The 23,399-nt window shown below is 61.7% G+C and carries 20 protein-coding genes, 1 tRNA gene and 1 riboswitch; of the genes, 15 read left to right on the top strand and 6 right to left on the bottom strand.

Annotated elements, in window-relative coordinates:
• Positions 1-24 precede the first annotated feature (24 nt).
• From cobN to cobU, 3 genes are read right to left on the bottom strand one after another with little or no spacing between them, the layout of a single operon-like run.
• A complete protein-coding gene (cobN, locus tag ABIN98_RS02955; protein WP_346907266.1) occupies positions 25-3,777 on the bottom strand; it encodes a cobaltochelatase subunit CobN in 3,753 nt (1,250 codons plus the stop codon).
• Positions 3,778-3,781: 4 nt separating this feature from the next.
• Positions 3,782-4,885, bottom strand: coding sequence for a cobalamin biosynthesis protein CobW (gene cobW / locus ABIN98_RS02950; RefSeq protein ID WP_346907264.1), 1,104 nt, complete (start codon positions 4,883-4,885; stop codon positions 3,782-3,784).
• Positions 4,882-5,430, bottom strand: coding sequence for a bifunctional adenosylcobinamide kinase/adenosylcobinamide-phosphate guanylyltransferase (cobU, locus tag ABIN98_RS02945; RefSeq protein ID WP_394701412.1), 549 nt, complete (start codon positions 5,428-5,430; stop codon positions 4,882-4,884). The genes cobW and cobU overlap by 4 nt, the downstream gene beginning before the upstream one ends.
• 316 nt (positions 5,431-5,746) lie before the next feature.
• A riboswitch (cobalamin riboswitch) is annotated at positions 5,747-5,977 on the bottom strand.
• Between the two features lie 297 nt (positions 5,978-6,274).
• On the opposite strand from cobU, the gene ABIN98_RS02940 reads away from it, so the two are divergent.
• Positions 6,275-6,350 (top strand) — tRNA-Asn (locus tag ABIN98_RS02940).
• A 56-nt stretch (positions 6,351-6,406) separates the two neighbouring features.
• Here the strand turns inward: ABIN98_RS02940 and ABIN98_RS02935 are convergent.
• From ABIN98_RS02935 to ABIN98_RS02925, 3 genes are all read right to left on the bottom strand, one after another.
• Positions 6,407-7,585 carry an IS481 family transposase gene (locus tag ABIN98_RS02935; protein WP_346907260.1) on the bottom strand — a complete coding sequence of 393 codons (1,179 nt, stop codon included), beginning with the start codon at positions 7,583-7,585 and terminating at the stop codon, positions 6,407-6,409.
• Between the two features lie 414 nt (positions 7,586-7,999).
• Positions 8,000-8,872 (bottom strand): shikimate dehydrogenase, encoded by an 873-nt coding sequence (locus ABIN98_RS02930; RefSeq protein ID WP_346907259.1) that lies wholly within the window; start codon positions 8,870-8,872, stop codon positions 8,000-8,002.
• A gap of 143 nt (positions 8,873-9,015) precedes the next feature.
• Positions 9,016-9,798 carry an SDR family oxidoreductase gene (locus ABIN98_RS02925; RefSeq protein ID WP_346907257.1) on the bottom strand — a complete coding sequence of 261 codons (783 nt, stop codon included), beginning with the start codon at positions 9,796-9,798 and terminating at the stop codon, positions 9,016-9,018.
• Positions 9,799-9,906: 108 nt separating this feature from the next.
• Here ABIN98_RS02925 and ABIN98_RS02920 point away from each other — a divergent pair, with 108 nt between their 5' ends.
• The 14 genes from ABIN98_RS02920 to ABIN98_RS02855 all read left to right on the top strand — a co-directional run bounded on the left by ABIN98_RS02920 (position 9,907) and on the right by ABIN98_RS02855 (position 23,381).
• Entirely contained in the window at positions 9,907-10,620 is a 714-nt protein-coding gene (locus ABIN98_RS02920) for an SDR family NAD(P)-dependent oxidoreductase (RefSeq protein ID WP_346907255.1), read from the top strand.
• 19 nt (positions 10,621-10,639) lie between these two features.
• Positions 10,640-11,698 (top strand): Gfo/Idh/MocA family oxidoreductase, encoded by a 1,059-nt coding sequence (locus ABIN98_RS02915; RefSeq protein WP_346907253.1) that lies wholly within the window; start codon positions 10,640-10,642, stop codon positions 11,696-11,698.
• A gap of 14 nt (positions 11,699-11,712) precedes the next feature.
• Positions 11,713-12,525 carry an IclR family transcriptional regulator gene (locus tag ABIN98_RS02910; protein WP_346907251.1) on the top strand — a complete coding sequence of 271 codons (813 nt, stop codon included), beginning with the start codon at positions 11,713-11,715 and terminating at the stop codon, positions 12,523-12,525.
• Positions 12,526-12,649: 124 nt separating this feature from the next.
• A complete protein-coding gene (locus ABIN98_RS02905; RefSeq protein WP_346907249.1) occupies positions 12,650-13,477 on the top strand; it encodes a TIM barrel protein in 828 nt (275 codons plus the stop codon).
• Positions 13,478-13,632: 155 nt separating this feature from the next.
• Entirely contained in the window at positions 13,633-14,619 is a 987-nt protein-coding gene (dctP, locus tag ABIN98_RS02900) for a TRAP transporter substrate-binding protein DctP (protein WP_346907247.1), read from the top strand.
• Positions 14,620-14,711: 92 nt separating this feature from the next.
• A complete protein-coding gene (locus ABIN98_RS02895; protein ID WP_346907245.1) occupies positions 14,712-15,200 on the top strand; it encodes a TRAP transporter small permease subunit in 489 nt (162 codons plus the stop codon).
• Entirely contained in the window at positions 15,197-16,498 is a 1,302-nt protein-coding gene (locus ABIN98_RS02890; protein ID WP_346907243.1) for a TRAP transporter large permease, read from the top strand. Before ABIN98_RS02895 ends, ABIN98_RS02890 begins: the two co-directional genes overlap by 4 nt.
• A gap of 24 nt (positions 16,499-16,522) precedes the next feature.
• Positions 16,523-16,978 (top strand): type II 3-dehydroquinate dehydratase, encoded by a 456-nt coding sequence (locus ABIN98_RS02885; RefSeq protein ID WP_346907241.1) that lies wholly within the window; start codon positions 16,523-16,525, stop codon positions 16,976-16,978.
• Positions 16,975-17,640: a hypothetical protein gene (locus ABIN98_RS02880; protein ID WP_346907239.1), complete on the top strand. Its 666-nt coding sequence runs from the start codon at positions 16,975-16,977 to the stop codon at positions 17,638-17,640. The genes ABIN98_RS02885 and ABIN98_RS02880 overlap by 4 nt, the downstream gene beginning before the upstream one ends.
• A complete protein-coding gene (locus ABIN98_RS02875) occupies positions 17,637-19,364 on the top strand; it encodes an FAD-dependent oxidoreductase (RefSeq protein ID WP_346907237.1) in 1,728 nt (575 codons plus the stop codon). Before ABIN98_RS02880 ends, ABIN98_RS02875 begins: the two co-directional genes overlap by 4 nt.
• A gap of 74 nt (positions 19,365-19,438) precedes the next feature.
• Positions 19,439-20,137, top strand: a complete 699-nt coding sequence (locus ABIN98_RS02870) for a hypothetical protein (RefSeq protein WP_346907235.1) — start codon at positions 19,439-19,441, stop codon at positions 20,135-20,137.
• A gap of 38 nt (positions 20,138-20,175) precedes the next feature.
• Positions 20,176-21,210, top strand: coding sequence for an alcohol dehydrogenase catalytic domain-containing protein (locus ABIN98_RS02865; RefSeq protein WP_346907233.1), 1,035 nt, complete (start codon positions 20,176-20,178; stop codon positions 21,208-21,210).
• 286 nt (positions 21,211-21,496) lie between these two features.
• Entirely contained in the window at positions 21,497-22,351 is an 855-nt protein-coding gene (locus tag ABIN98_RS02860; RefSeq protein ID WP_346907231.1) for an SMP-30/gluconolactonase/LRE family protein, read from the top strand.
• A 46-nt stretch (positions 22,352-22,397) separates the two neighbouring features.
• Positions 22,398-23,381, top strand: coding sequence for a sialic acid TRAP transporter substrate-binding protein SiaP (locus ABIN98_RS02855; RefSeq protein ID WP_346907229.1), 984 nt, complete (start codon positions 22,398-22,400; stop codon positions 23,379-23,381).
• Positions 23,382-23,399: the final 18 nt, after the last annotated feature.

Raw genomic sequence — 23,399 nt, 5'->3', positions numbered from 1 at the left:
TTGTCGCTCACGGGTCGTTCTCCCTTACCCGGCCTGTCGGGTTCTTGATTGAATTTCGGAAAGTCTAGCATGGGTGCTGTTGCGCCGCGGTGTCCACAGCCCCCGGTCGATCGCTTCCTGGAACCGGGCGATCATCTCGCTCAAGCCCGCCGGATTGGCATCTTGAAGAAACGCCCGCACGTGGTCGTCTTCCAGGTAGGCTTCGAACAGCTGGTCGAAATGATGATCGCCGACCGCATGGGTGGTCGCGGCGAAGGCGAACAGATAGTCAAGCGTGGCGACCATTTCGAAAGCGCCCTTGTAGCCGTGGCGCATGACGCCCGCGATCCATTTCGGATTGGCCGCCCGCCCACGCACGACCCGGCCGATTTCTTCCGACAGGCTGCGCACCACCGGCCGCTCGGGGCGGGAATGGTCGTTGTGATAGACCTTCGGCGCCTCGCCCTTCAGCGTCTCGACAGTTGCCGCAAGCCCCCCCTCGAACTGGTAGTAGTCGTCGCTGTCGAGCAGGTCATGTTCCCGGTTGTCCTGATTGTGCAGCACCGCGTCGACGGAGCCAAGCCGGGTCTCCAGTTCGCCCCTGGCCGCGGTCCCTGCCGCGCCGCCGCCATAGGCGTAGCCGCCCCAGTCGAGGAAAGCGTCGGCGAAATCGCCACGCTCATCCCATATCCCTTCGTCGATCAGCGCCTGCAGACCAGCACCATAGGCACCCGGTTTGGAGCCGAACACCCGGAACCCGGACCGGCGATGTGACTCTTCGGCATCAAGGCCTTGAGCTTCGAACCTGATTCGATCTCTCAACACCCGGGCGGCCAGCGGATTAGCGTCTTCCGGCTCTTCCAAAGCCGCCACGGCGCGTACCGCGCTGTCAAACAGATCGATCTGATGGGGAAAGGCGTCGCGGAAGAACCCGGAGACCCGGAGCGTTACATCGATCCGCGGCCGCCCGAGGTCTGCGAGCGACAGGATTTCGAAACCCGTGACCCGGCCGGAGCCGGCCTCCCAGACCGGACGGGCGCCGATCAGCGCCAGTGCCTGGGCGATGTCATCACCGCCGGTACGCATGTTGGCCGTGCCCCAGCAGGTCAGCACCAGCGCCGTCGGCCACTCGCCCTCCTCCTGGAAATAGCGCTCAGCAACGAGGGAAGCCGATTGCTGACCGAGCCGCCACGCGGTCTCGGTCGGCACCGCCCGCACGTCGACGGAGTAGAAGTTCTTCCCCGTCGGTAACACGTCCGGCCGTCCCCGCGTCGGCGCACCGGAAGGCCCGGGAACGACGAAGCCGCCGGAGAGAGCGGTCAACACCGCCTGCGTTTCCGCCTTTCCGGACCCGGTGACGGCAGGTTTGAGGTGCATCTCTATTTCTTGCAGAACGGCCTGGGTCGCGGCCCAATTCTCTTCCGGGGCACGCTCTCCGCTCACCAGCTTCTGTGCCAGCAGTTCGATCCGCTCCACTGTATCCCCGGCGGACCTCCATGGATCGGCGGAAAGCTCTGCCAGAAACGCCGGCCTTGCACCCGCCCACGCAGCGGAAAAATCGCAGTCGAGCGGGTCGAAACCCTCGAAGCCCAAATCCCTTGCGAGCGCCCGCTGCAGGCTCTCCTGATTTGGTCCGCTTCCGCGCGGTACCCGCGCGAGCGCGACCAGCAGGTCGGTCAGCAATCCGCCGTCCGGGCTCTCGCCCAGAATATGAAGCCCGTCGCGGATCTGCAGCTCCTTCAGATCGCACAGATGGGCATCGAGGCGGGCAAGGCGGGTCGTCTCGTCCATGTCCGCGGTGAGGCCGATGTCCTTGTCGAGGCCGTGCCGGGCGGCGACGTCGAGAATATCGCGGGTCAACGCTTTCAGACGGCGTGGATCGACACCGGAGGCGAGATAATATTCGTCGAGCAGGGTTTCCAGCTCGCCGGAGACTCCGTGGCTTTCGGCGCGGGTCAGCGGCGGCGTCAGATGATCGACAATGACCGCCGACGTCCGGCGTTTGGCCTGCGCGCCCTCACCCGGATCGTTGACGATGAAGGGATAGATGTTGGGAACCGGCCCGAGCACGGCTTCCGGATAACAGCCTGCCGACAGGGCCAGCGCCTTGCCCGGCAGCCACTCCAGATTGCCGTGCTTGCCGAGATGAACCACCGCATCGGCGCCGAACAGCTCGCGCAGCCAGATGTAGAAGGCGAAATAATGGTGCGGCGGCACCAGGTCCGGATCGTGATAGGTGTCCTTCGGATCAATGTTGTAGCCGCGCGCCGGCTGAATCCCGACCACCTGATTGCCGAACCGATGCAGCGCCAGGCGGAAGGTGCCGTCGACCACATGCGGGTCGTCGCCCGGCGCACCCCAGCGCTCTGCGACCTGCTCGCGAAGCCGCTGAGGCAAACGTGAGAAGGCCGCCTCGTAGTCGTCCACACTGAGCCTTTGAAAAGCGGCCCGCTCTTCCCGACCTTCCAGGGCATTGGTCACCCCAGAAGTGAGCACGTCCATCAGCGCCTTGGAAGTCGCCGGAGCCTCGCCGACGTCGTACCCCGCCTGCCCCATCGCCTGCAGCAGGCCCGCGCAGGACGCCGGGGTATCGAGACCGACGCCGTTGGCGAGCCGCCCGTCCTTGTTCGGGTAATTGGCAAGGATCAGCGCGGCCTTCTTGTCTCCAGCCGGAATATGGGAAAGCTTCGCCCAGTTGGCGGCAAGCCCGGCAACGAAATCGATCCGGTCAGGCACTGGCGTGAAGCGCACGGGCGTCGACTGGGTCGCCTCGTCGTAGGTCCCTTCCTCCTTGAAGGAAACGGCACGGCTCAGGATCCGGCCGTCCACCTCCGGCAGGACCACGTGCATAGCGAGATCGCGGATCGACAGGCCCTGATCGCTCTCTTCCCAGCCTTCCTTCGAGGACGAGGAAAACACCACCTGCAGCACCGGCTTGCCCGGCGCATCGAGCGGCGTCGTTTCATGGGGAACGCCTGCCTTTGAAACGGCAAAGGCCGTGGCGTTGATCACCACATCGGGCTTGGCTTCGCCGGACAGGCTTTCCAGCACGGCCGCGGATTCGGCTTCCTTCAGGCTGGAAACGTAGACGGGCAAGGCATTGATCCCGGCCCTGTCGAGAGCGGCCACAAGCGCATCGACCGGCGCGGTCTGCGCGCCCTGCACCAGCGCCCGGTAAAAGGTGATCGCCGCCACAGGCCGGCCCGGATCGGTCCAGGTCTGTTTCAGAGTATCAAGGTCGGGTGCCGTATGGCCCGGCAGATAGATCCCCGCCCGCGGCAAAGGTACCGGCGGCAGAGGATCTTCCGCCTTGCCGGCGAGATATCCGAGGAATCGAAGCGCGTTCGCATAGTTGCCGCTACCGCCCTCGACGCAATAGCACCAGAAGCGGCGGGCTTCCTCCAGCGGCACGGTCGAACGCGACGCCAACGCCTCGTCCCACTTGTCGTCGCCGGGAACCAGGATCAGTTTCACGCCCGAGGAGCGCGCTTCTTCTTCCAGCCGCTCGACGCCGTAGCGCCAGTACTCAACACCACCGAGCAGGCGCACCGCCACCAGCTTCGAACCGGCAACCGTCTGCTCGGCATAAAGATCGACCGAATAGGGATGGCCGAGCGCCATAATGCTCGCCAGCCTGAGGCTCGCCCGGTCCGCACCCAGCCCGTGATGGGCGGCAGCAAAAGAGCCGAGTTCGGTATCGGCTGCCGACAGGAACAGGATATCGGCTGGAGACTGGCCGAGATCGACCGCATCACCCCCGTCATCGATCCTGCGGGTCTGGCTGGCAAGAATATGCATGGGGTCAGGCCGCAGCCTTTGCCGTATCGAGGATGGAACGTACCTGTTCCAGATCCAGCCCCTTCAACCCGATCACCACAAGCTTGCCGGCGCTCTCTGCGCCGGCGGCAAACCAGGTTTCCACCCGGGGGCCGACGGCCTGCACCATGGCGGGCGCAGCCTTGCCGTCGATGGCGACCGCACCCTTGATGCGCAGCACGCCTTTCAGCGCCATCGCCTCAAGCACCTTGGCCTCCACATCCTTCAGGCTGGCAAAGCCGGCAACCGGCAGCACATGGCTCTCGAAATCATCGTGGTGATGATGGTCATGGTGGTGGTGATCATGATCTTCGTGGTCGTCATGGTCATGATCGTCATCGTGATCATGATCGTCGTGATGATGGTGGTGCTCGTGGCGATTATGGATATCGTCCTCGGCCGCCGACTCCCGGCCCAGAAGCACCTCGATCGGCAACGTGCCCTTTTCCGAAGCGACGATGTGCACATTGGCACGCACATCCGCGCCGATCTTTTTCTGAATGTCCGCCAGCGCTTCTTCGGAAATCAGATCCGCCTTGTTGAGCACGACGAGATCCGCACAGGCGAGCTGATCGTGGAACAGCTCCTCCACCGGGCTGTCGTGATCGAGCGCCTCGTCGGCAGCGCGTTGCGCGGCTAGCGCCTCTTCGTCGAGCGCGATCCGCCCCTCGGCGAGCGCTGCCGCATCGAGCACCGTCACCACGCCGTCGACCGTCACCTTCGGCTTGACGCTCGGCCAGGAGAAGGCCCGAACCAGCGGCTGCGGCAGGGCCAGACCGGAGGTCTCGATGACGATATGCTCCGGCGGCTCGGCGCGGGAAAGCAGCATTTCCATCGTCGGCAGGAAATCGTCGGCGACCGTGCAGCAGATGCAGCCGTTGGTGAGCTCGACCACTTCTTCTGCGGCGCAATCCGGATCGGCACAGCCGTTGACCAGGGAGCCATCGAAGCCCATGTCGCCGAACTCGTTGACGATCAGGGCGATCTTCTTGCCCGCAGCGTTCTGCAGCAGATTGCGGATCAGGGTCGTCTTGCCGGCGCCGAGAAAGCCGGTAACGATGGTCGCGGGAATTTTCTGTCCGGTTTTCATAAGCTTATTTCCGGTTGTTGATTCGGTTTGAGAAGGAAAGGCTGGCCGGCGGCAACGAAAATCACCTTGCCGCAGACCGCCGCCATATCCTGATTGAGACGCCCCTGGGCATCGCGGAAGTCCCGAGACAGGCGGTTATCCGGGACAATGCCCATGCCCACTTCGTTGGAGACGAAGATGCACCGACCGGCAAGCATGGAAACCGCATCGCAAAGCCGTGCGCTTTCTGCCGCCAGATCCCTGTCCGCCATCATCAGATTGTTCAGCCACAGCGTCAGGCAGTCGACAAGCAGCACCGCGTCGGCTTTGCCCTCGCGCCGGAGCACCCCCGCAAGATCGGTCTGCTCCTCCACAGTGCGCCAACCCGCACCGCGCTGGGTCCGGTGTGCAGCAATCCGCTTTTCCATTTCGCCGTCGAAGGCGGTCCCGGTCGCGACATAGATCCGGCCAAGGCCAGACCGGAGCGCCAGGTCTTCGGCAAACCGGCTCTTGCCGGACCGGGCGCCGCCGAGGACAAGGGTGCCATATGCGCGTTGATCAGACACAGAACTCACCTATCGGCACGCTCGAAACGCGCCCCACGATCCAATACACGCCACCACAAAGGCGTTTCATCATTTGCCGCATGAATGAGAAAGGAACAGAGCCCATAAGGGCGAGCACCAGAGCCATAGCGCCTTCCGCGCAGGGACCCGGCCCCATGATCCGGCAGACCATCCGAATGACCCGGAAACGTCCGCCCGCTCAGAGGCGGCCGACCCTTGCAGGGGCAGATGCGCGATGGGTCGCGGGAGCGGACGCCGCTAATGTCGTGGAATTCATCATGCCCGTTCTCCTTGCCGTCCACCCGACGGCGTTTCGAGTAAAGTCCAGTTGTCCGGCCGGTTTCCTGGCTTGCGGGTCAACATTCTCACCGCGCCTTCCCGGAGGACCGAAGTCTGTCCAGTGGCTTTGATGCGACGGAATTCACCGCTAACAGTTGCGGGGGCAGCTAGGGATTTGGGACCTCTGGCTGAGTCGTCCCGCACCCTATTCCCGTTTGATCCCCTCGGGCTTTGCCCGACACGGGGAACCGTGACGTCCGGACTTTACCCTCTTGTTCCCCGGCAAACAAGAAGCAGCCGCGCGCGCCTCCGCCGGAAACGGAACATCATGCCGACGTTGGAAAAGCAGACCGGAACCTGGGCAGGATTGGCTCCGTATCCGGTGCTTCAAGCTCTCCCGGCTTAGCGGTTAGATCCTTGTAATGACGGAAGTTTTCCACATCGGATGGGATTGGTTCATGTTTTCGGCAAAAATATCTTCACAGAGGGCTTGGCAAATGCCCAAAGGCTTTGATATACGCATCCCCACTGACGCGGCGGACGAAAGTTCACCGCCCGGTGGTGATCCCCAGTAGCTCAGTTGGTAGAGCAAGCGACTGTTAATCGCTGGGTCGCTGGTTCGAGTCCGGCCTGGGGAGCCACCCGCCCTTCTGTCCGACCCGGAGACATGGGTAACAGTTTGTACCGGAGACATGGGTTACAACCTCGTGCCGAACGGGTTGTCGATTGTCTGTAGTGTTCTCTGCTCCAGGTCGATGTATCCCAGATCATAGCTCATGAAGCTGATCAGCCAAATTCCCTCGTCCACCTCCTTGATCCCGAGTTTCTGACCGGCCAGCACGGTGGAGACGTTGATCTTCTTTCGATACATGCAGATCCGCCCGCAGGCTGTCACAAGCGCATCCCGGTCGTGGAAGGGATAGTCCAGCTCCGGCAGGCCCCGGTACGGTCTGGGTGAGGGTTTGTAGACTTCATCGGGCATTTGCATGGACAGCGCCTCATGTGGCCGTTCCCCGTTGAACTCCTTGAGAAAAGCATCGAACTTGGCCTGCTGCTGAAGGCTGTTCATGCCCGGCGGGCGGGTTGCCTCCTTCTTCAGCGTCAGATGCATGCGTTCATGCCGACCGTTCTGCTGGGGATGTCCGGGTTTGATGCGTTCGACACCGATGCCCAGACGCAGCCACCACACGGACAGCTTCGAGAGATTGTAGAGCCCGTTGGGTGAGGCAAATGGCAGTCCGTTGTCGGTGCGGATCGCCCCTGGCAGGCCGCGCTCCTTGAACAGGCGCACGAAGGCCTCGATGACCGGTCTTTCCTTCGTGCTGTCAAAGGCTTCGCACATCAACAGATAGCGCGAGGCATGATCGCTGACCGTCAGGGGGTAACAGTATTGCCGGTTGCCCAGTTTGAACTCGCCCTTGAAGTCCGTGCACCACAGATCGTTGGGACGAACGCCTGCCGACAGGGCCGTGCCTTCGGCCTTATAGGCGCGCTGCCGCTTGCGGGCGCGCTTGACAAGGCCGTGACGGTCGAGCACCGCATGCACCGTGCTTTGGGCCGGAATACGCACATCGCCGGAAAGCTTCCTGACCAGGATCTCCCGGATCTTGCGTGCACCCCAGTGCGGCTTGTCCTTCTTCGCCGAAACAATCAGGCGCTCGACCTGGTCCGGCAGCTGGTTGGCATAGCGCACAGGGCGACGGGACCGATCACACAGGGCTTCCAGGCCGTCCTGCCGGTAGCGATCCCAGATCTTGTAGCCTGTCTTGCGCGAGATGCCGAACTCCCGGCACACCGAACTCATGCCTTCCCCATCCAAAAGACGGGCGACGAAGCGAAGATGTTCCTCCATGACGGACACCTCTTTCCACGGCATCGACACCTCCCGCTAAAGCGAAAAGTGTTACCTATGTGTCCGGAACGTTTTGTCACCTATGTCTCAGGTCGGGCATTCCTGAAAATCGCAGAATATCAACCGCTCCTCGCAAGAGCGCTTGTCCATGCCTTCATGCGCCTGTTTTGGGCAAGAAACCGGTTTTATACCCACCCAAACCCGGGTGTTGATGCGACCGCTAGCACCTGCCAAGCTGAGCAATCGGCACGGAAACCGGCACCTCTCCTAAAAACAGCTAGAAAATGCTGGGAAGCGGCGAAAGATGCGATTTCGCCGCCTCAGGGAGACGTCCAACCCGGTGCCCGTATTCTCAAAATGAGTCTCGAGGCACGGTAGGGACCGGTATGAGCTTCACCTACGCGTCCCCAGTTTGAGCGAGCGCAACGGCGCCGGTGTTCATTGCACACCGCCGGGCGGGACGAAGCTTTCGAATGTCGCCTTCAGGCGCTCCGGATCCGCCGGCCGGCCGGTCAGAAGCTCGAAGGACCGGGAAGCCTGGAAGATGGCCATTCCGGAGCCCGGCAGGACGCGGCATCCGATTTTGCGCGCATCCTTCAGAAGCTGCGTTTCGAGCGGAAAATAAACGATATCTGCGACCCACATGGCAGGGTCGAGCAAGTCCGCGGGGAACGGGGAGCCCGGCGCTTTCGCCATTCCGATCGGCGTCGCATTGACGACCCCGTCCACACCGGCGACCGACCCGCTGTCGAGACAGTCGATCACCGCGGTGGCCATGCCGGGCCGGTTTGTCTTCAGCTGCGTGGCAAGGCTCGACGCGCGGGTCCGGTCGGCATCGATAATCAGCAGGTTTTCCACGCCGCGATCGGCCAGTGCATGGGCGACGGCAACGCCGGCACCCCCGGCTCCGATCAGAAGAGCCTTGGTCCTGACGGCTCCTTCCATACCGTGCCGGAAACTTTCCGAAAAACCCCACAGATCGGTGTTGTGGCCGTAGCGGCGGCCATCGCGGAACACCACCGTATTGACCGATCCCACCGCCCTGGCATTCGCCGACAACGCATCAAGCAGCGGAACGACCTGGATCTTGAACGGATAGGTGACGTTGAGACCGTTGAAGCCGGTCATTTCCGCCGCACTCAGGATTTCGGCCAGATCCGGTTCACGTCCTGAAAAGACATCGAAATCGATGATCTGGTAAACGCTGCGCATTCCGTGGGCGGCCGCTTCGGCCATATGCATTTCCGGTGTTCGCGAGCGCTGGATGCCGCGCCCGACGAGCCCGGCCAGAAGCATATCCTGCGACGGCATCAGACATTTACGATCCAGGACATTGTCCTGTGTGAATTGCATATCGGCCTGCATGGTTCGATCGATTTTCCGCTTGTTGGCACATTTGAGACGCGCACCGGTCAAGCCCGGTGCGACAGGAATTGGAACCGCGTCGATCTGCGTCAGTCGGCGGGAACACCCGGAACGCGATAGAGGATGCTGTCGAGGAGCCCGCCGTCGACGACGAGCGACTGTCCGGTCACGTAAGAAGCCGCATCGCTCAAGAGGAACCAGACGGCCTCGGCAATGTCCTCCGGACGCCCGACCCGTCCCAGCGGGACGAAATTGGAGCGGGCCTCCAGCACGGCCTCGTTGGTGTAGATCTTTTCCGTCAGCGGTGTGCGGATCATGCCCGGAAGCACGGCATTGACGCGGATGCCGTCACAGGCCCATTCCTGGGCCAGGCTGCGGCAGAGCATGTTGAGCGCCTGCTTTGAAATGGAATAGGCACCATTGCCCTTGAGCGGAGCAAGGCCCGCCATGGAGGACGTCGCGACGATCGCGCCTCGGGCAGCGGTCAGCGCCGGCTTGAGGTTCTGCGCCAGCAGCAGGGTTGCACGCACGTTCTGGTCCATCTGGGACTGCCAGGTGTCGATGGAGATGTCGGCAAGCGGTGTCGGCGCCATCGCTCCGGCATTGGACACGAAGCCCTGCACCTGCCCTTCGCCGACTTCCATGGCCCTGGCGGCAATGTCACGGCATTTGTCCGGATCGGACAAATCGCCGGCGACATAGGTCACCTCCGCACCGAGATCCGTAAGGCCGTCGATCAGGGACTGCGGCGCCGGCTTGCGACCGGAGGTCGTCAGGACGAGCCTGACCGGGCCCTGTTCCGCCTCGGCGATTCTCCTGCAGACGGCACCGCCGATTCCCTCGCTCGCTCCCGTGACCAGATATGTCTTCATGCGACGTTCCTTTATTTTATGACTCAATTTCTTGAATGCTATTCCAATTTCGAAAAGCCTTCAATATTATCCAGAGAACCAAAATCGGAATCGGGAGAACCATCGGTCGTGCGTTTTCAGGACAAAGTCATTGTGATCACCGGCGGCGCCGGCGGCATCGGATCGGCGGTTGCGAAACGCGCAGAGGCCGAAGGCGCGCGGGTCGCAATCTGGGATCTCAGACCTTCGGAAAATGCGTCCTGCTTCTCTGCTGCATGTGACTTGCGCGACCCTTTCACCGTCAAACAGGCCTACAACCAGACCATCGACCAGTTCGGCAAGGTCGACATTCTGGTGACCTGCGCTGGCATCACCGGCCGCACGACGCCCATCGAAGGCCTGGAACCGGAGGAATGGCACCAGATCCTGGACATCAACCTCACCAGCGTGTTTCTGGCCTGCAAATACGTTGTGCCGGCCATGCGCGAGCAGGGACATGGACGCATCGTCAACATTGCCTCGGTGGCGGGCAAGGAAGGCAATGCCAATCAGGTCGCCTATTCCTCGGCCAAGGCGGGCGTGATCGCCCTGACCAAGGCACTGGCCAAGGAACTGGCGGAGACCGGAATTCTCGTCAATTGCGTCACGCCGGCAATCATCGAGACCGACCTGATCCATCAGATGACAGAAGAACAACTCCAAAGCCTCCTGGCGCGCATTCCAATGAAACGGGCCGGCAAGGCCGATGAAGTGGCGGAGATGGTTCTGTGGCTGGCGTCCGAGCAGTGCTCGTTTTCGACGGGCGCCACGTTCGACATGTCGGGCGGCCGGGCCACGTACTGATAAACGGGAGGGTGTTTCCATGAGTGAATGCAGGATTGCCGTGATCGGCGGCGGCGTGATCGGGCAACAGCACCTGGCGACCATCGCAAGGACGGCGGACAAGGCAAAGGCGGTCGCCCTCGTCGACCCGCTTCGCGCATCGGCGGCAACTGCCGAAAAAGCCGGCCTGCGCTGGTATCCGGACACGGCCAGCCTCCTGAAAGACGGCGGCTTTGACGCTGCCGTCGTGGCCTCCCCCAACGCGACCCACGTTCCGGTCGCCCTCGACCTAGTCGATGCAGGCATACCGGCGCTGGTCGAAAAACCGGTCGCCGAAACCGCGCGCGCGGCGATCCGGCTGGCGGAAGCAGCGGAGAAGAAGAACGTCCCCATCCTTGTCGGCCATCACCGCCGCCACAATCCGATCATCCAGGAAGCCCGGTCTCTGATCGCCGCAGGCAGGATCGGGAAGCCGGTCGTCGCCAATGTCATGGGCGCCATGTTCAAGAACGCCGGGTACCATGACGTCGAATGGCGGCGGCAACCGGGTAGCGGCGGGCCGATGCTCATCAACATGATCCACGAGGTCGATCTGCTGCGTTATATCTTCGGAGACATCACCGAGGTCGTGAGCCTGGCCTCCTCGGCCACGCGCAACCTCGAGGTCGAGGACAGCGCAGTGGCGTCCGTCCGCTTCGAATCCGGACTTCTTGCGAATTTCATGGTGACCGATGCCGCGGTCTCCCCTTGGGCCTGGGACCTGACAGCCGGCGAGGTTCCCAAGCGCTTCCCCGCCCTGCCCGCAAGTGCGCACTACTATTGCGGCACCGAAGGATCCATCTCGCTGCCGGACTTTCACATCTGGTCTTATCCGGGAGAAAAATCCTGGTACGAACCGATGACGCCTGAAAAGCACTCCGTACAGCCGGAAGATCCGTTTTCGGTCCAATTCAAGCATTTCCTGTCCGTCGTGGAGGGAAATGCAGAGCCGTTGGTAACCGTCCGGGATGCCATGCAAAGTCTTGCCTGTGTTGAGGCAATGCTGTTTTCTGCAAAAGGCAAATCGGGTCCGGTTTCACCGCAATCCATGCTGACCTAACTGGGGGATACACAATGAGTAGCGTGATCGAGAAAGCTCTCGGCATCCTGGAACTACTTACGGAAGACCCCGACGGATATACGGTGAGCGAAATTGCCGCGCAAACCGGCCAGCCGATGAGCGGAGTCCACCGCCAGCTGAACGAATTCGCCCGGCTCGGCTATGTTCGCCAGCACGAGGCGGGTGGCCGTTACAGCCTGAGCCTCAAACTGGCAGCCATGGGCCTCAACTACCTGACACGCTGCGGCATCAACGACTTTGCCCAGCCCGTGCTCGACAAACTGGCTCAGGCCAGCCACGAGCTGATCCGCCTATCGGTCGTCGACGGCGACAAGCTGATCTGGGTGGCCGTGGCCCAGGGCGCCACCACCGGACTGCGCTACGATCCGGGCCCGGAACAGGGGATGCAGATCCACCTGGCCTCGACGGCGGGCGGTCTCGCGTGGCTGTCCACCATGGACGACGACGCGGCGATCGCCCTGGTCAGCAAGCAGGGGCTACGTTCGGGATCCACGGCCGCCGGCCTCAGGGTCATTGAGAGCATAGCGGAATTGCAGAAGCTCCTCGCCACCTTCCGGGAGCAGGGCTACGCCTATTCCGCCAACACCTACACGGTCGGACTGGCGGCAATGGCCATGCCCGTTCGCAACACGCTTACGGGCAACGTGGTCGGCTGCGTGTCGATCGCAGGCCCCTACGCCCGCCTCAATGAAGACCGCGCCAGGGAGCTCAGCCCCACCTTGAAGCAGGCTGCGATCGAACTTGGGGCAGCCAGCTCCGCATCATCGTTCTTCACCCACAGCGCCGGACTGAAACAGGCCGGATAGCGCGGGAATCCGCAACCGTCTGACTGACCGGAATGAACCGTCACCCGTGGGCGCCGCGAGCGCCCGCGCAGGGAACGTGCGCCTTCTTCGCACCAAGCCGTCAACAAATTCATGAGGTTTATCAATGTCTCACACCCTGTCGCTCTCCTTCCTGACCCTGCACGACGTGGCGCCGACCGTTGCGATCCGGGCCGCAGCCGAAGCCGGGTTCCAGAAGCTCGGCTTGCGCCTGTTACCGGCCAATCCGCAGGCGGAAGCCCCCTACCCCCTGCTGACAGACGACGCCCTGTTAAGCGAAACCCTGTCCATTCTGTCGGACACCGGTATCCAGGTCGCCGACATCGAGATGGTGCGGCTCAACGCGACCACAACCCGCGACGACTACACGGCGCTGCTCGTTCGCGCCGCCGTTCTTGGCGCCAGCAACATTCTGGTCGTCGGTGACGATACGGATGAGGTCCGTCTGACCGAGAAATATGCCGCATTCGCCGAAGCCGCGGCCGGATACGAAATAAACGCAGCCCTCGAGTTCATGCCCTATACCGGCGTCCCCGATCTGGCTGCCGCGAGACGCATCGTCGACGCCGTCAGCACCCCGAATGCGACGATCATCATCGACGCCTTGCACGTGCACCGGTCAGGCACGACCAGCGACGAGATCGCGGCCCTGCCTGTTAACCAGATTGCATATGGCCAGTTGTGCGACGGTCCCGTGCCGTACGACCCGTCGAAGCAGGAACTCACCCGAATCGCGCGGACGGCCCGCAACTTCCCCGGCGAAGGAGGCATTGATCTTGTGGAGCTGGTCGAAGCTTTGCCGGACGATCTCCTGATCAGCGTCGAAGTGCCCGATGTGGAATTCGCCAGGACCGCCTCGCCCGCCGGAAGGGCAAAACGCGCTTTTGAAACGGCGACTTCCATCCTCGCCAAGGCAGGACATTCCTGGTCCTGACGATCAGCAACGACCGGCAAATCCAAATATGGAAACTGAAACAAAAAAAGAAAAGATTTTAAATCTTGAATTCAATTCCATTTTTTGCAAATGTCGCGATCAAGCTTCGCGATGAAGCTTGAACCTCAAGTGATTTTCCGACTGGGAGGAAGAAGATGAGAAAAATCACCCGCCGCACGGCGCTGGCGTTTGGCATTGCGGCCTGCACCCTGGCCGGAGCGACCGGCTCGTTCGCACAGGACAAGATGCGGATCCGCTTCTCGACCGTTTTTAACGAGCAGGACATTCGCGCCAACATCGTCAAGCAGTTCAGTGACGCGATCGCTGACGACTTCGATTTCGAAGCCTATTACAACGGCACCATGTTCAAGCAGGGCACAGAGATTATCGCCATTCAGCGCGGCAATCTGGAAATGAGCGACCTGCCGCCCCAGGACATCGCCAACCTCGTTCCCGAATGGTCCCTTCTGACCGCGGCCTATCTGTTCCGTGACGCCGACCACCTGACGCGCTTCTTCGAGAGCGACGCCGGTCAGGAAATGAAGGACATGGCCGAAGACAAGCTGAACATCAAGATCCTCGGCCCGATCTACAACGGCACCCGTCAGGTCGGCCTGCGCATCGACAAGGAAATCAAGACCCCGGCAGACATGAACGGCGTCAAGCTGCGCATGCCCGGCGGAGAATCCTGGCAGTTTCTCGGCCAGGCGCTCGGCGCAAACCCGACGCCGATGGCCTACGCCGAAGTCTACACCGGTCTCCAGATCGGCGCGATCGACGGCCAGGACAACCCTCTGAGCAACGTCCAGGCCATGAAGTTCTATGAAGTCATGTCCCAGATCGTGGAAACCAGCCATATCCTGGGCTACACGCTTCTTTCCGTGTCCAAGGACGCCTGGGACAAGATGACCCCGGAGCAGCAGCAGAAGTTCCAGGCGGCGGCCGATGCGGCCATCGCCGCCAACAACGAGCTGCAGCTTCAGAAGGAAGTCGAGCTCGTCGGCTTCATGAAAGAGCACGGCCTGAAGGTCTACAAGCCCGACGTCGAAGCTTTCCGCGTCTACGCACAGGACATGTACAAGAAGTCCGACATCGCGAAGAACTGGCCGGAAGGCATGCTTGAGCGGATCAACGCTCTCTAAGTCTCCCGTGTGCGGAAGGCCGTCGACCGCCAGGTTCGGCGGCCTTCCCTGCTCCGGGCGTTAAGTTTCAAGTATCGAAACGGATCATTCTCATGCTTGGATGGCTTCATCGGCGTGCCGAAAACGTCGCGGCCTTTCTGCTCGCCCTGGTCTTCGCGGCGTTCATTTTGCAGGTCGTCTTCCGCTATTTGCTCAATCTGCCGAGCGGCTGGGCATCCGAACTCACCGTGACCGCATGGCTCTGGCTCGTCCTTTGGGGGGCCGCCTTCGTTCTGCGCGAAAAAGAAGAAATCCGCTTCGATATCCTGACCACGAGTGTCGGCAAGCGGACCCGCGCCGTGATGGCCCTGGTAACTGCCGTGGTCCTGCTCGTGGTCTACGCCGCGTCGTTTCCGGCGGTCTACGATTTCGTCTCCTTCATGAAGATCCAGAAGACGACCTACCTGAAGATCCGCTACGACCATCTGTTTTCGATCTACCTGCTGTTTGTCGCCGCCATCCTCGTCAAATACGTGGTGATCAGTGTGCGTTCCTTCGGCAGCGTCATAGCGCGCGCGCCGAAAAAGGGAGACGCAAAGTGACCCTCACCGATCCGTTTACCGTCGCCATTATCTCGATCCTCGGTCTTTCGATCCTCGGCCTGCCGATCGGTCACGCCATGATCGTGTCGTCGACCATCTATCTGTTCCTGGCCGGGCTCGACATGGGCACCGCCGCCGAACAGGTTCTGAACGGCCTGCACACGAGTTATGTGCTGCTGGCGGTGCCCCTGTTCATCCTGGCAGCGGAACTGATGAACAACGGCTCGATGACGCTTCGCCTGCTGGAATTCTGCAACGCCATTGTCGGTCGGTTCCGCGGCGGGCTGGCCCTCGTCAACGTCCTGCAGAGCATCGTCTTTGCCGGCATGTCCGGATCGGCGATTGCCGACGCCGTCGGCACCGGCCGGATGATGCAGAAAATGATGACAGAGGGGAACCGCTATCCGGCCAGTTTCGCGGCAGGTCTGACGGCCGCTTCCGCCGTGATCGGGCCGATCATTCCGCCGTCCATTCCGATCGTGATCTACTCCCTGGTCTCCGATGCTTCCATCGGCTTCCTGTTCCTGGCCGGCGTTCTGCCCGGACTGGCCATGGGCCTCGTCCAGATGGCGCTCATCGTCTATATCGCCCGCAAGCGCGACTTTCCGGTCGAAGCTCCGGTGCCGATCAGGGACCTCCCCAGGATCACCGTGCGCGCCTTCCCTGCCCTCATGATGCCGGTGGTCCTGCTCGGCGGCATCTATGGCGGTATCACGACCCCAACGGAAGCCGCCGCGGTTGCCGCCCTCTACGCGCTGTTTATCTCGGTCTTCCTGTATCGCTCCGTGACCTGGAAGGGGACCTACAGTTCCGTCCTGTCCAGCGCGCGCATTTCGATCTCCGTCGGCATGCTGATCGCAGGCGCCCTCGCCTTCAACTATGTGGTGACGGTCGAGAACATTCCGAACGCGCTAAAGGCCTATATCGCCGGGTTCGATCTCTCCACGACAGGCTTCCTGCTGCTCGTGAATGCCATCCTGCTGGTGCTGGGCTGCCTTCTGGAAGGCACGACGATCCTGCTGATCGTGATCCCGGTTCTGGTCCCGACCGCCACCGGTCTCGGGGTCGACATGGTCCACTTCGGTATCGTGTGCGTCATCAACATCATGATCGGACTGATTACCCCGCCCTACGGGCTGCTGCTGTTCGTCATGTCCTCCATATCCGGGGCGAACCTGAACAGCATCGTCAAGGAGGTCCTGCCGTTCCTGCTGGCCATGCTGGTTCTGCTTCTCGTGATTACCCTAACACCCGACTTCGTCCTCTGGCTGCCAAGGCTGTTTGGCTACAAGGGCTAGCCTTATTTGACGGGAGACATTCAAATGAAACGCCATATTCTCATCCTGAACGGACCCAACCTGAACCGCCTGGGCAAGCGCGAGCCGGAAATCTACGGCACGACGACGCTGGCCGATGTGGAGGCCTTGTGCGTCGCCGCCGCGCGCGGCAACGAGATCACCTTCCGCCAGTCGAACAGGGAATACGAGATCATCGACTGGGTACATGAAGGCATCGACACGGCCGATGCTATCATTATCAACCCGGCCGCCTTCACCTTCTATTCGATCGCCATCGTCGACGCGCTGAAGATGTTCAAGGGACCGATCATCGAGCTGCACATCTCCAACGTGCATGCCCGCGAGGCGATGTATCACCATTCCCTGGTGTCGCCCTACGCCACCGCCGTCATAGCCGGCCTCGGCGCCAAGGGGTATCAGCGCGCCGTCGAAGCCGTGCTGGACATGCTCGATACCGGAGAAGAAACGGCCGGCCGATGATCTACGAACGCAGGGCCTATCTGCTGCGGCAGGGGGAAGAAGACGCCTTCTGGGAAGCCCAGGAAAAGTGGAATTCCGGCCCGCTCTTCCAACCACTGCTGCAGAGCAATCTCTTCTATCTCGTCTGCCCGGGTGAAGACGGGACGGAAATCCTGCACTTCTACCGCTATGACGACCTGAACCACTGGCGTGCGACCTACGACCGGTATTTCGCAGCACAGGACAGCGCTTTCTTTGCGACCGTGCGCGGCCTCATGCTGTCCCAGCAGACGGATTTTTTCGTCGAAAGTCCGTTTTATCCGGGCAACGGAGTGCGCACGTCTGAAGCGATCGGCGACGATCTCACGGTGGTCGAGACCATCGTCGATGCGCTGCCCGGCCAGTTACCGCGATACTGGGAGGGAGCGGATGACCAACCTTTGATTGCCGTTCAGTCCCTGACCGGCACCCTGCATCGTGCCCTGGAATATCGGGCTTTTCCGACCGAAGAGAACGCCAGGGCGTTTGCCGAAACCATGACGGAGACGCCCTGCCCGGCCGGCCTCCGCCATCGCCAGGTCCGCATCGGCCGAGCGCCTGCGCTTCCCGGACGTTTTTCCTATTTCGAAGGCGGCGCAAACTCGGCCAGCGACACGGCAACGAGCGAGAGGATGGACCCATGACAGACGCATCGACCACGATCTCCCGATTGCCGGAGAATGCAGAATTCGATGTCGCCGTTCTGGGCGCCGGCGCGGCGGGGATGGCTGCGGCCGTCTTCGCGGCCCTCAAGGGGGCATCGGTCATTCTCATCGAACGAACGGAATACCTCGGCGGAACGACGGCCTATTCGGCCGGATCCGCCTGGATTCCCAACACGCGCCATGCCGCTCCAGATGACAGCCCGGAAAAGGCGAAGAGATACCTGGACAAGGCCGTCGGCAACCGGTCGTCTGCGTCCATGCGCGACGTCTTCCTGCAAAACGGTCCGCTGGCGGTCGAAGAGCTTGAAACCCGTACGGACCTGAAATTCAGCGCCCGGTCGCTCCATCCCGACTATCTGTACGAGCTCGATGGATCCACCTCCCACGGCCGGGCGCTGGAGCCGCAGCCCTTCGACGCAGGTCCGCTTGGCAAGGATCTGAAACTCGTCCGCCCGCCGATCCCTGAATTTACGATCCTGGGCGGACTGATGGTCGATCGCGACGACATTTCCCACCTGCTAAACCTGACGAAATCCCTGAAGTCGTTCGGCTATGCGTTCCGGTTGCTCGGCTCGTATCTGTTTCAGAAAGTTCGCTATGGACGAGGGACCCGGCTTGTCATGGGCAATGCCATGATCGGCCGGCTGCTGAAGTCCGCGCTCGATCTCGGCGTCACCATTGCCACGCAGACAGAAACGGAGGCCCTCACCGGCGACGGCAACAGGATCGATGGCCTTGTGGTCCGCCAGGGAAACGTGGAACGCAAGCTGACGATCCGGGGCGGTGTCATTCTCGCTAGCGGTGGCTTCGGCCGGCACCCGGAACGACGCGCCAGGATGCTGCCCCAGCCCGTCCTGGACTACAGCCCCGCGCCCCCCGGCCATACCGGGGCCCTGCACGATCTCGCCTTCGCCAAGGGCGCAGGCTACGGCACGGGCGCGGAACAGAATGTCTTCTGGGCTCCCTGCTCGGTTCGACAACGGCCCGATGGCACGACGGCGGTCTTCCCCCATTTCGTCATGGACCGGTCGAAGCCCGGAACCATCTGCGTCGACAAGAACGGCAGGCGGTTCACCAACGAAAGCCGGTCCTACCACGAGTTCGGCGTTGCCATGTATGCCGCCAACGAAAACGGGTCGAGCATTCCGGCCTATCTCATTGCCGATGCCAAGGCACTCACCAAATACGGCCTCGGTATGGTGCGTCCGGGTGGAAGGGGTCTCGGGCCTTTCCTCGAAGACGGTTATCTCGTTCGGGCAAATACCCTCGAAGACCTGGCCGAAAAGCTCGGCATAGATGCCGCCACTCTGAAACAGAGCATCGAGCGCTTCAACGGTTTTGCCGAGACCGGTGTCGACGAGGATTTCCGTCGCGGCGAGACCGCCTACGAATGTGTCAATGGCGATGCGACCCACAAGCCCAACCCGACGCTCGGCAAGCTCGATAAGGCACCCTTTTACGCAGTCAGGCTGTGGCCTTGCGACATCGGCTCCGCAACCGGCCTGCAGACCGATGAGGATTGCCGGGTTCTGACGGAAACCGAGCAGCCGATTGAGGGTTTGTACGCCTGCGGCAACGACATGCAGTCCGTCATGGGCGGAGTCTATCCGGGCCCCGGCATCACGATCGGACCGGCAATCACCTTCGGCTATGTCGCCGCGAACCATGCCTGCGCGCGGGCGAAGGCGGCAAAAACTGATTGAGTTGAAAACAGAAAAGGCCGGGCGCCACGACCAGTCGAGCGCCAACGGCATATGGAAACAATGGGAGACGACTTATGGCACTGACCGGCAATGCATTTCTCGCCATGTGGCACGATATCGATCCTGCGGCGCAGAACAACTACATGGAGTGGCATACGCGGGAGCATATGCCGGAACGCCTCTCCATTCCCGGCTTCCTGATCGGCAAGCGGCTCATCAATCATGGGTTCGACCGCTATCGCTACGGCACGATCTACACCGGTGAAAACGTCGAAGTCTTTCGCTCACCGGCTTATCTCGAGCGCCTGAACAATCCGACGGACTGGAGCCTGGAAGTCCAACCCGCCTTCCGCAATTTCCTTCGTGTGGCCTGCGAGCGCATCGCCTCCGCCGGCCTTGGCAATGGCGGCGGGCTCGCGACTGTCCGGCTGAGCTATGTGGACGGCGGTAATGAGGAAAAGCTTCGTGCAGGCGCCCAGTCCCTTGCCGATACACTTCTGAAAATCACCGGTGTCTGCAACGCCCATGTCGGCGTGGCGCGGACCGAAGTCTCCGACGTCAAGACGAAGGAAACCGAACTCCGCCCGGAAATGAACGAGAGCGCCTTTGATGCGGTCGTGATCGCCGAAGGCAGCGGCCTGCCGGAACTGGAAGCCGTCGTTTCGGACATCGAAGCCACCGTCAACGCAAGTGATTGCGGCATCGGCGCGCCGAAAACGCTCGTCTACAACCTCGCTTATCAATTGACCGCAGAAGACATGCGCCAGGGCTAACTCTCCCCGGCCCCGAAAACGCGCAAAGGAAAAACAAGATGAAGGCAATCGCGAAACTCCGCCCGGAACCGGGCGCCATGGCGGTCATCGAGAAAGAAAAGCCGGTTCCCGCAGCCGACGAAGTGCTCATCAAGATCGGAGCCGGCGGTATTTGCGGAACCGATGTCGCCATCTGGAAATGGTACGAGGCGGTCGTCGGCCAATATGCCCCGACCTTCCCCGTCGTGGTTGGCCACGAATTTTCCGGCACGGTGGTCACGGCGCCGGAAAAAAGTTCGCTGAAACCAGGCGACGTCGTCGCGGTCAATCCCCAGAAAGGCTGCGGCAAATGCCGTTATTGCGACCTCGGCCGCCCGACGCTTTGCGACCAGCGCCGGATGATGGGCGGCCATGTCGATGGCGGCTGGACGGAATTCGTGGCCGTGCCGGTCAAGCAGGTTCATGCGCTTCCGGAAAACATCGACCCGGCTGTCGCCCCGTTGCTCGAGCCTTTGAACGTGGGCGTTCATGCGGTGTACGAGCGTGTTCCCGTCCGGGGCGGCGATGTCGTCGTGGTGATCGGCGCCGGGCCGATCGGCCTGTTGACCGGCCTGCTCGCGCGCCATGCAGGCGCCAGCGAAGTGATCATTACCGGCGTCAGTGCCGATGCGACCCGGCTCCGGCTCGCGGCGGACCTCGGCATGCTGCCGGTCAATGTGGAAACGACCGATCCGGTCGACTACCTGAAAAAGATCACGCCGGAGAACGCCGATATCGTTTACGAAACGAGCGGCAATGCGGCGGTCGTCCCGCAAATGCTGGACCTGATCGGCAAGGCAGGTCGCGCCGGGCTGATCGGCCTGTGCCACAGCCATTCAAATGCGATCACCACTCCTGTCGTGCTCAAGGAAATGGAGCTGATCGGCTCCCGCGGCTACAACGACACCACGTGGCGGCTGGCGATGCGGCTCTTGCCCGGCGTGGCAAAGGACCTGATGCGGCTGGTCACCCACGAATTCGGCTTCGATGAATTCGAGACGGCCCTGGCGCTGGTTGAAAAACGCGAGGGCATGAAAATCATTCTTCGGCCGTAGGACGTCGCGCAGTCAACGACGCCTCTGGCCGGGGAACCGCACGGGAATGCCGGTCAAGCAAAAAGCCGGGAGACAGGCTTGGCCTGATTATAAACTAACTAGTTCGTTCATTTTGATGGACCGGGAACGAAGTTCGGGTTATGGACGGAAGGATCAGCCTGCAAACCGTGAAACGGCTGCAGCCCGATCCGATGGGAGGAACAGCGAAATCTTAGAATTAAGTCGCTGATTTATAATGAAGAATGGTGACAGGGTGGAAGTGATCGCACGACCGGACATTGAATGTGTGGCGAATGTTTCGAACCAGCTGGGCGAAACGCCGCTCTGGTGCGAACGGGAGCAGAAACTGTGGTGGCTCGATATCGAACAGCCCACGCTTTTCGCGCTGACGCCGTCAACGGGCGAGCTGGAAAGATACGAGCGCGACTGCACATTCCTCGGCAGCCAGGCCCTGACCCGGTCCGGCCGACACCTGCTTGCCGAAGACCTTGCCCTGTGCCTGACAGACACGCCCGGCGGCACTGGCACCCCTCTGGCCGAAGTTGAGCCCGGCCTCGACAACCGGCTCAACGACGGCCGGGTCGACGCCCGCGGGCGGCTTTGGATCGGCACGATGGACAATCAGCTTCATCGTCCGAACGGCAATCTTTACAGGGTCGGTCCGGACGGCACGGTCGCCACGATCATGGACGGGGTCATCGTCGCCAACGGCATCGCCTTTTCCCCGGACGGCAAGCTCGTCTACTTCACCGACACCCGCCGGCATCTGTCCTACGTGCTGGCGATCGACCCGGACGACGGCGTCGTCACGGACACGAAGATCTTCGCCGACTATTCAGCAACCGGAGACCGCCCCGACGGCGCCTGTGTCGATGCGGACGGTTGCCTGTGGGCTGCCTTTTTCGCGGGCGGAAAAATCGTTCGATACGCGCCGGATGGCCGGATCGATCTGGAAATTCCCCTGCCCGCCACCAATCCGACCTGCCTGTGTTTCGGCGGACCGGATTTCAAGACGCTTTATGTCACCACGGCCTTCAAGTTCCTGGATGACGCCCAGCGCGCAGCCGAGCCCCTGGCCGGCGCGCTGCTGGCGATCCATGGCGTGGGCCAGGGTGTGCCAGAGAATCGCTTCGACGTCTGACGTCGCGATACCACCGATTTCGGGAGGAAACAGGAGGAGTTACCCGATGAATTGGAATACAGTGAAAACCCTTGCCCTGGCCGGCGCCTTTGCCGCCAGCCTCGGCTCTGCTGCCATGGCGAAAGACAAGATCGAACTGATCTTTCCGGATGTGAACCCGCCCAACGTGCCGCGTTCGGTCGCTTTGACCGATATCTTCGCCAAGGAAATCGGCGACGATTTCGACTTCAAGCCCTACTTCAGCGGCACCCTCGTCAAGCAGGGAACCGAGCTGGTCGCCATCCAGCGCGGCAATGCCCAGATGGCCCTGTTGCCGCCGTCCGACTTCGCCAAGCAGGTTCCGGAGTTCGACATTCTGGGCGCTGCCTACGTGATCCGCGATGCGGAGCATCTGCAGAAAGTCTTCGACAGCGAAGTCGGCGACACGTTCCGCAAACTCGCCCGCGAAAAGCTCGGCGTCGAGATCATCGGCGTGTCCTACTACGGCACCCGCCAGGTCAATCTCCGCGGTGACAAGGAGATCAAGACCCCGGCCGACATGGATGGCGTGAAGCTGCGCATGCCGGGTGGCGAAAGCTGGCAGTTCCTGGGCGCTTCGCTCGGTGCCAACCCGGTTCCGGTCGCCTATTCCGAAGTCTATGTCGCACTTCAGACCGGCGTGATCGACGGCCAGGACAACCCGCTACCCAACGACAAGGCGATGAAGTTCTACGAGGTGACCAACCAGATCGTGCTGACCAGCCATAACGTCGGCTTCGGCATCCTGGTCATGAGTGCCGAAGTCTTCGACAAACTCACCCCAGAGCAGCAGAAGACGGTCAAGGATGCAGCCCGCAAAGGCTTCGAGTGGAGCAACCAGCAGTACATCCAGCAGGAAGCCGATCTGGTCGACTTCTTCAAGGGTGAAGGCCTGAAGGTCTATACGCCCGACGTCAAGGCCTTCCAGGACTATGCCCAGGAGAAGTACAAGTCTTCTCCCCTCTCTGAATCCTGGCCGGCAGGCATGCTGGAAAAAATCAACGCGCTATAAGCAAGAAAATCCAGTAGT

Origin of the sequence: uncultured Roseibium sp., assembly GCF_963675095.2 — a bacterium.
Taxonomy (GTDB): Bacteria; Pseudomonadota; Alphaproteobacteria; order Rhizobiales; family Stappiaceae; genus Roseibium.
The sequence above is the reverse complement of the archived record's forward strand: the minus strand, read 5'-3'. Positions and strand labels throughout refer to the sequence as shown.

Bases quoted from the DNA above. Each gene is read 5' to 3' on its own strand.
- cobN (WP_346907266.1), bottom strand. From the start codon at position 3,777: ATGCATATTCTTGCCAGCCAGACCCGCAGGATCGATGACGGGGGTGAT.
- cobW (WP_346907264.1), bottom strand. From the start codon at position 4,885: ATGAAAACCGGACAGAAAATTCCCGCGACCATCGTTACCGGCTTTCTC.
- ABIN98_RS02935 (WP_346907260.1), bottom strand. From the start codon at position 7,585: ATGCCGTGGAAAGAGGTGTCCGTCATGGAGGAACATCTTCGCTTCGTC.
- ABIN98_RS02930 (WP_346907259.1), bottom strand. From the start codon at position 8,872: ATGCCGTCGCAGGATATGCTTCTGGCCGGGCTCGTCGGGCGCGGCATC.
- ABIN98_RS02925 (WP_346907257.1), bottom strand. From the start codon at position 9,798: ATGAAGACATATCTGGTCACGGGAGCGAGCGAGGGAATCGGCGGTGCC.
- ABIN98_RS02915 (WP_346907253.1), top strand. From the start codon at position 10,640: ATGAGTGAATGCAGGATTGCCGTGATCGGCGGCGGCGTGATCGGGCAA.
- ABIN98_RS02910 (WP_346907251.1), top strand. From the start codon at position 11,713: ATGAGTAGCGTGATCGAGAAAGCTCTCGGCATCCTGGAACTACTTACG.
- ABIN98_RS02905 (WP_346907249.1), top strand. From the start codon at position 12,650: ATGTCTCACACCCTGTCGCTCTCCTTCCTGACCCTGCACGACGTGGCG.
- dctP (WP_346907247.1), top strand. From the start codon at position 13,633: ATGAGAAAAATCACCCGCCGCACGGCGCTGGCGTTTGGCATTGCGGCC.
- ABIN98_RS02895 (WP_346907245.1), top strand. From the start codon at position 14,712: ATGCTTGGATGGCTTCATCGGCGTGCCGAAAACGTCGCGGCCTTTCTG.
- ABIN98_RS02885 (WP_346907241.1), top strand. From the start codon at position 16,523: ATGAAACGCCATATTCTCATCCTGAACGGACCCAACCTGAACCGCCTG.
- ABIN98_RS02880 (WP_346907239.1), top strand. From the start codon at position 16,975: ATGATCTACGAACGCAGGGCCTATCTGCTGCGGCAGGGGGAAGAAGAC.
- ABIN98_RS02875 (WP_346907237.1), top strand. From the start codon at position 17,637: ATGACAGACGCATCGACCACGATCTCCCGATTGCCGGAGAATGCAGAA.
- ABIN98_RS02870 (WP_346907235.1), top strand. From the start codon at position 19,439: ATGGCACTGACCGGCAATGCATTTCTCGCCATGTGGCACGATATCGAT.
- ABIN98_RS02865 (WP_346907233.1), top strand. From the start codon at position 20,176: ATGAAGGCAATCGCGAAACTCCGCCCGGAACCGGGCGCCATGGCGGTC.
- ABIN98_RS02855 (WP_346907229.1), top strand. From the start codon at position 22,398: ATGAATTGGAATACAGTGAAAACCCTTGCCCTGGCCGGCGCCTTTGCC.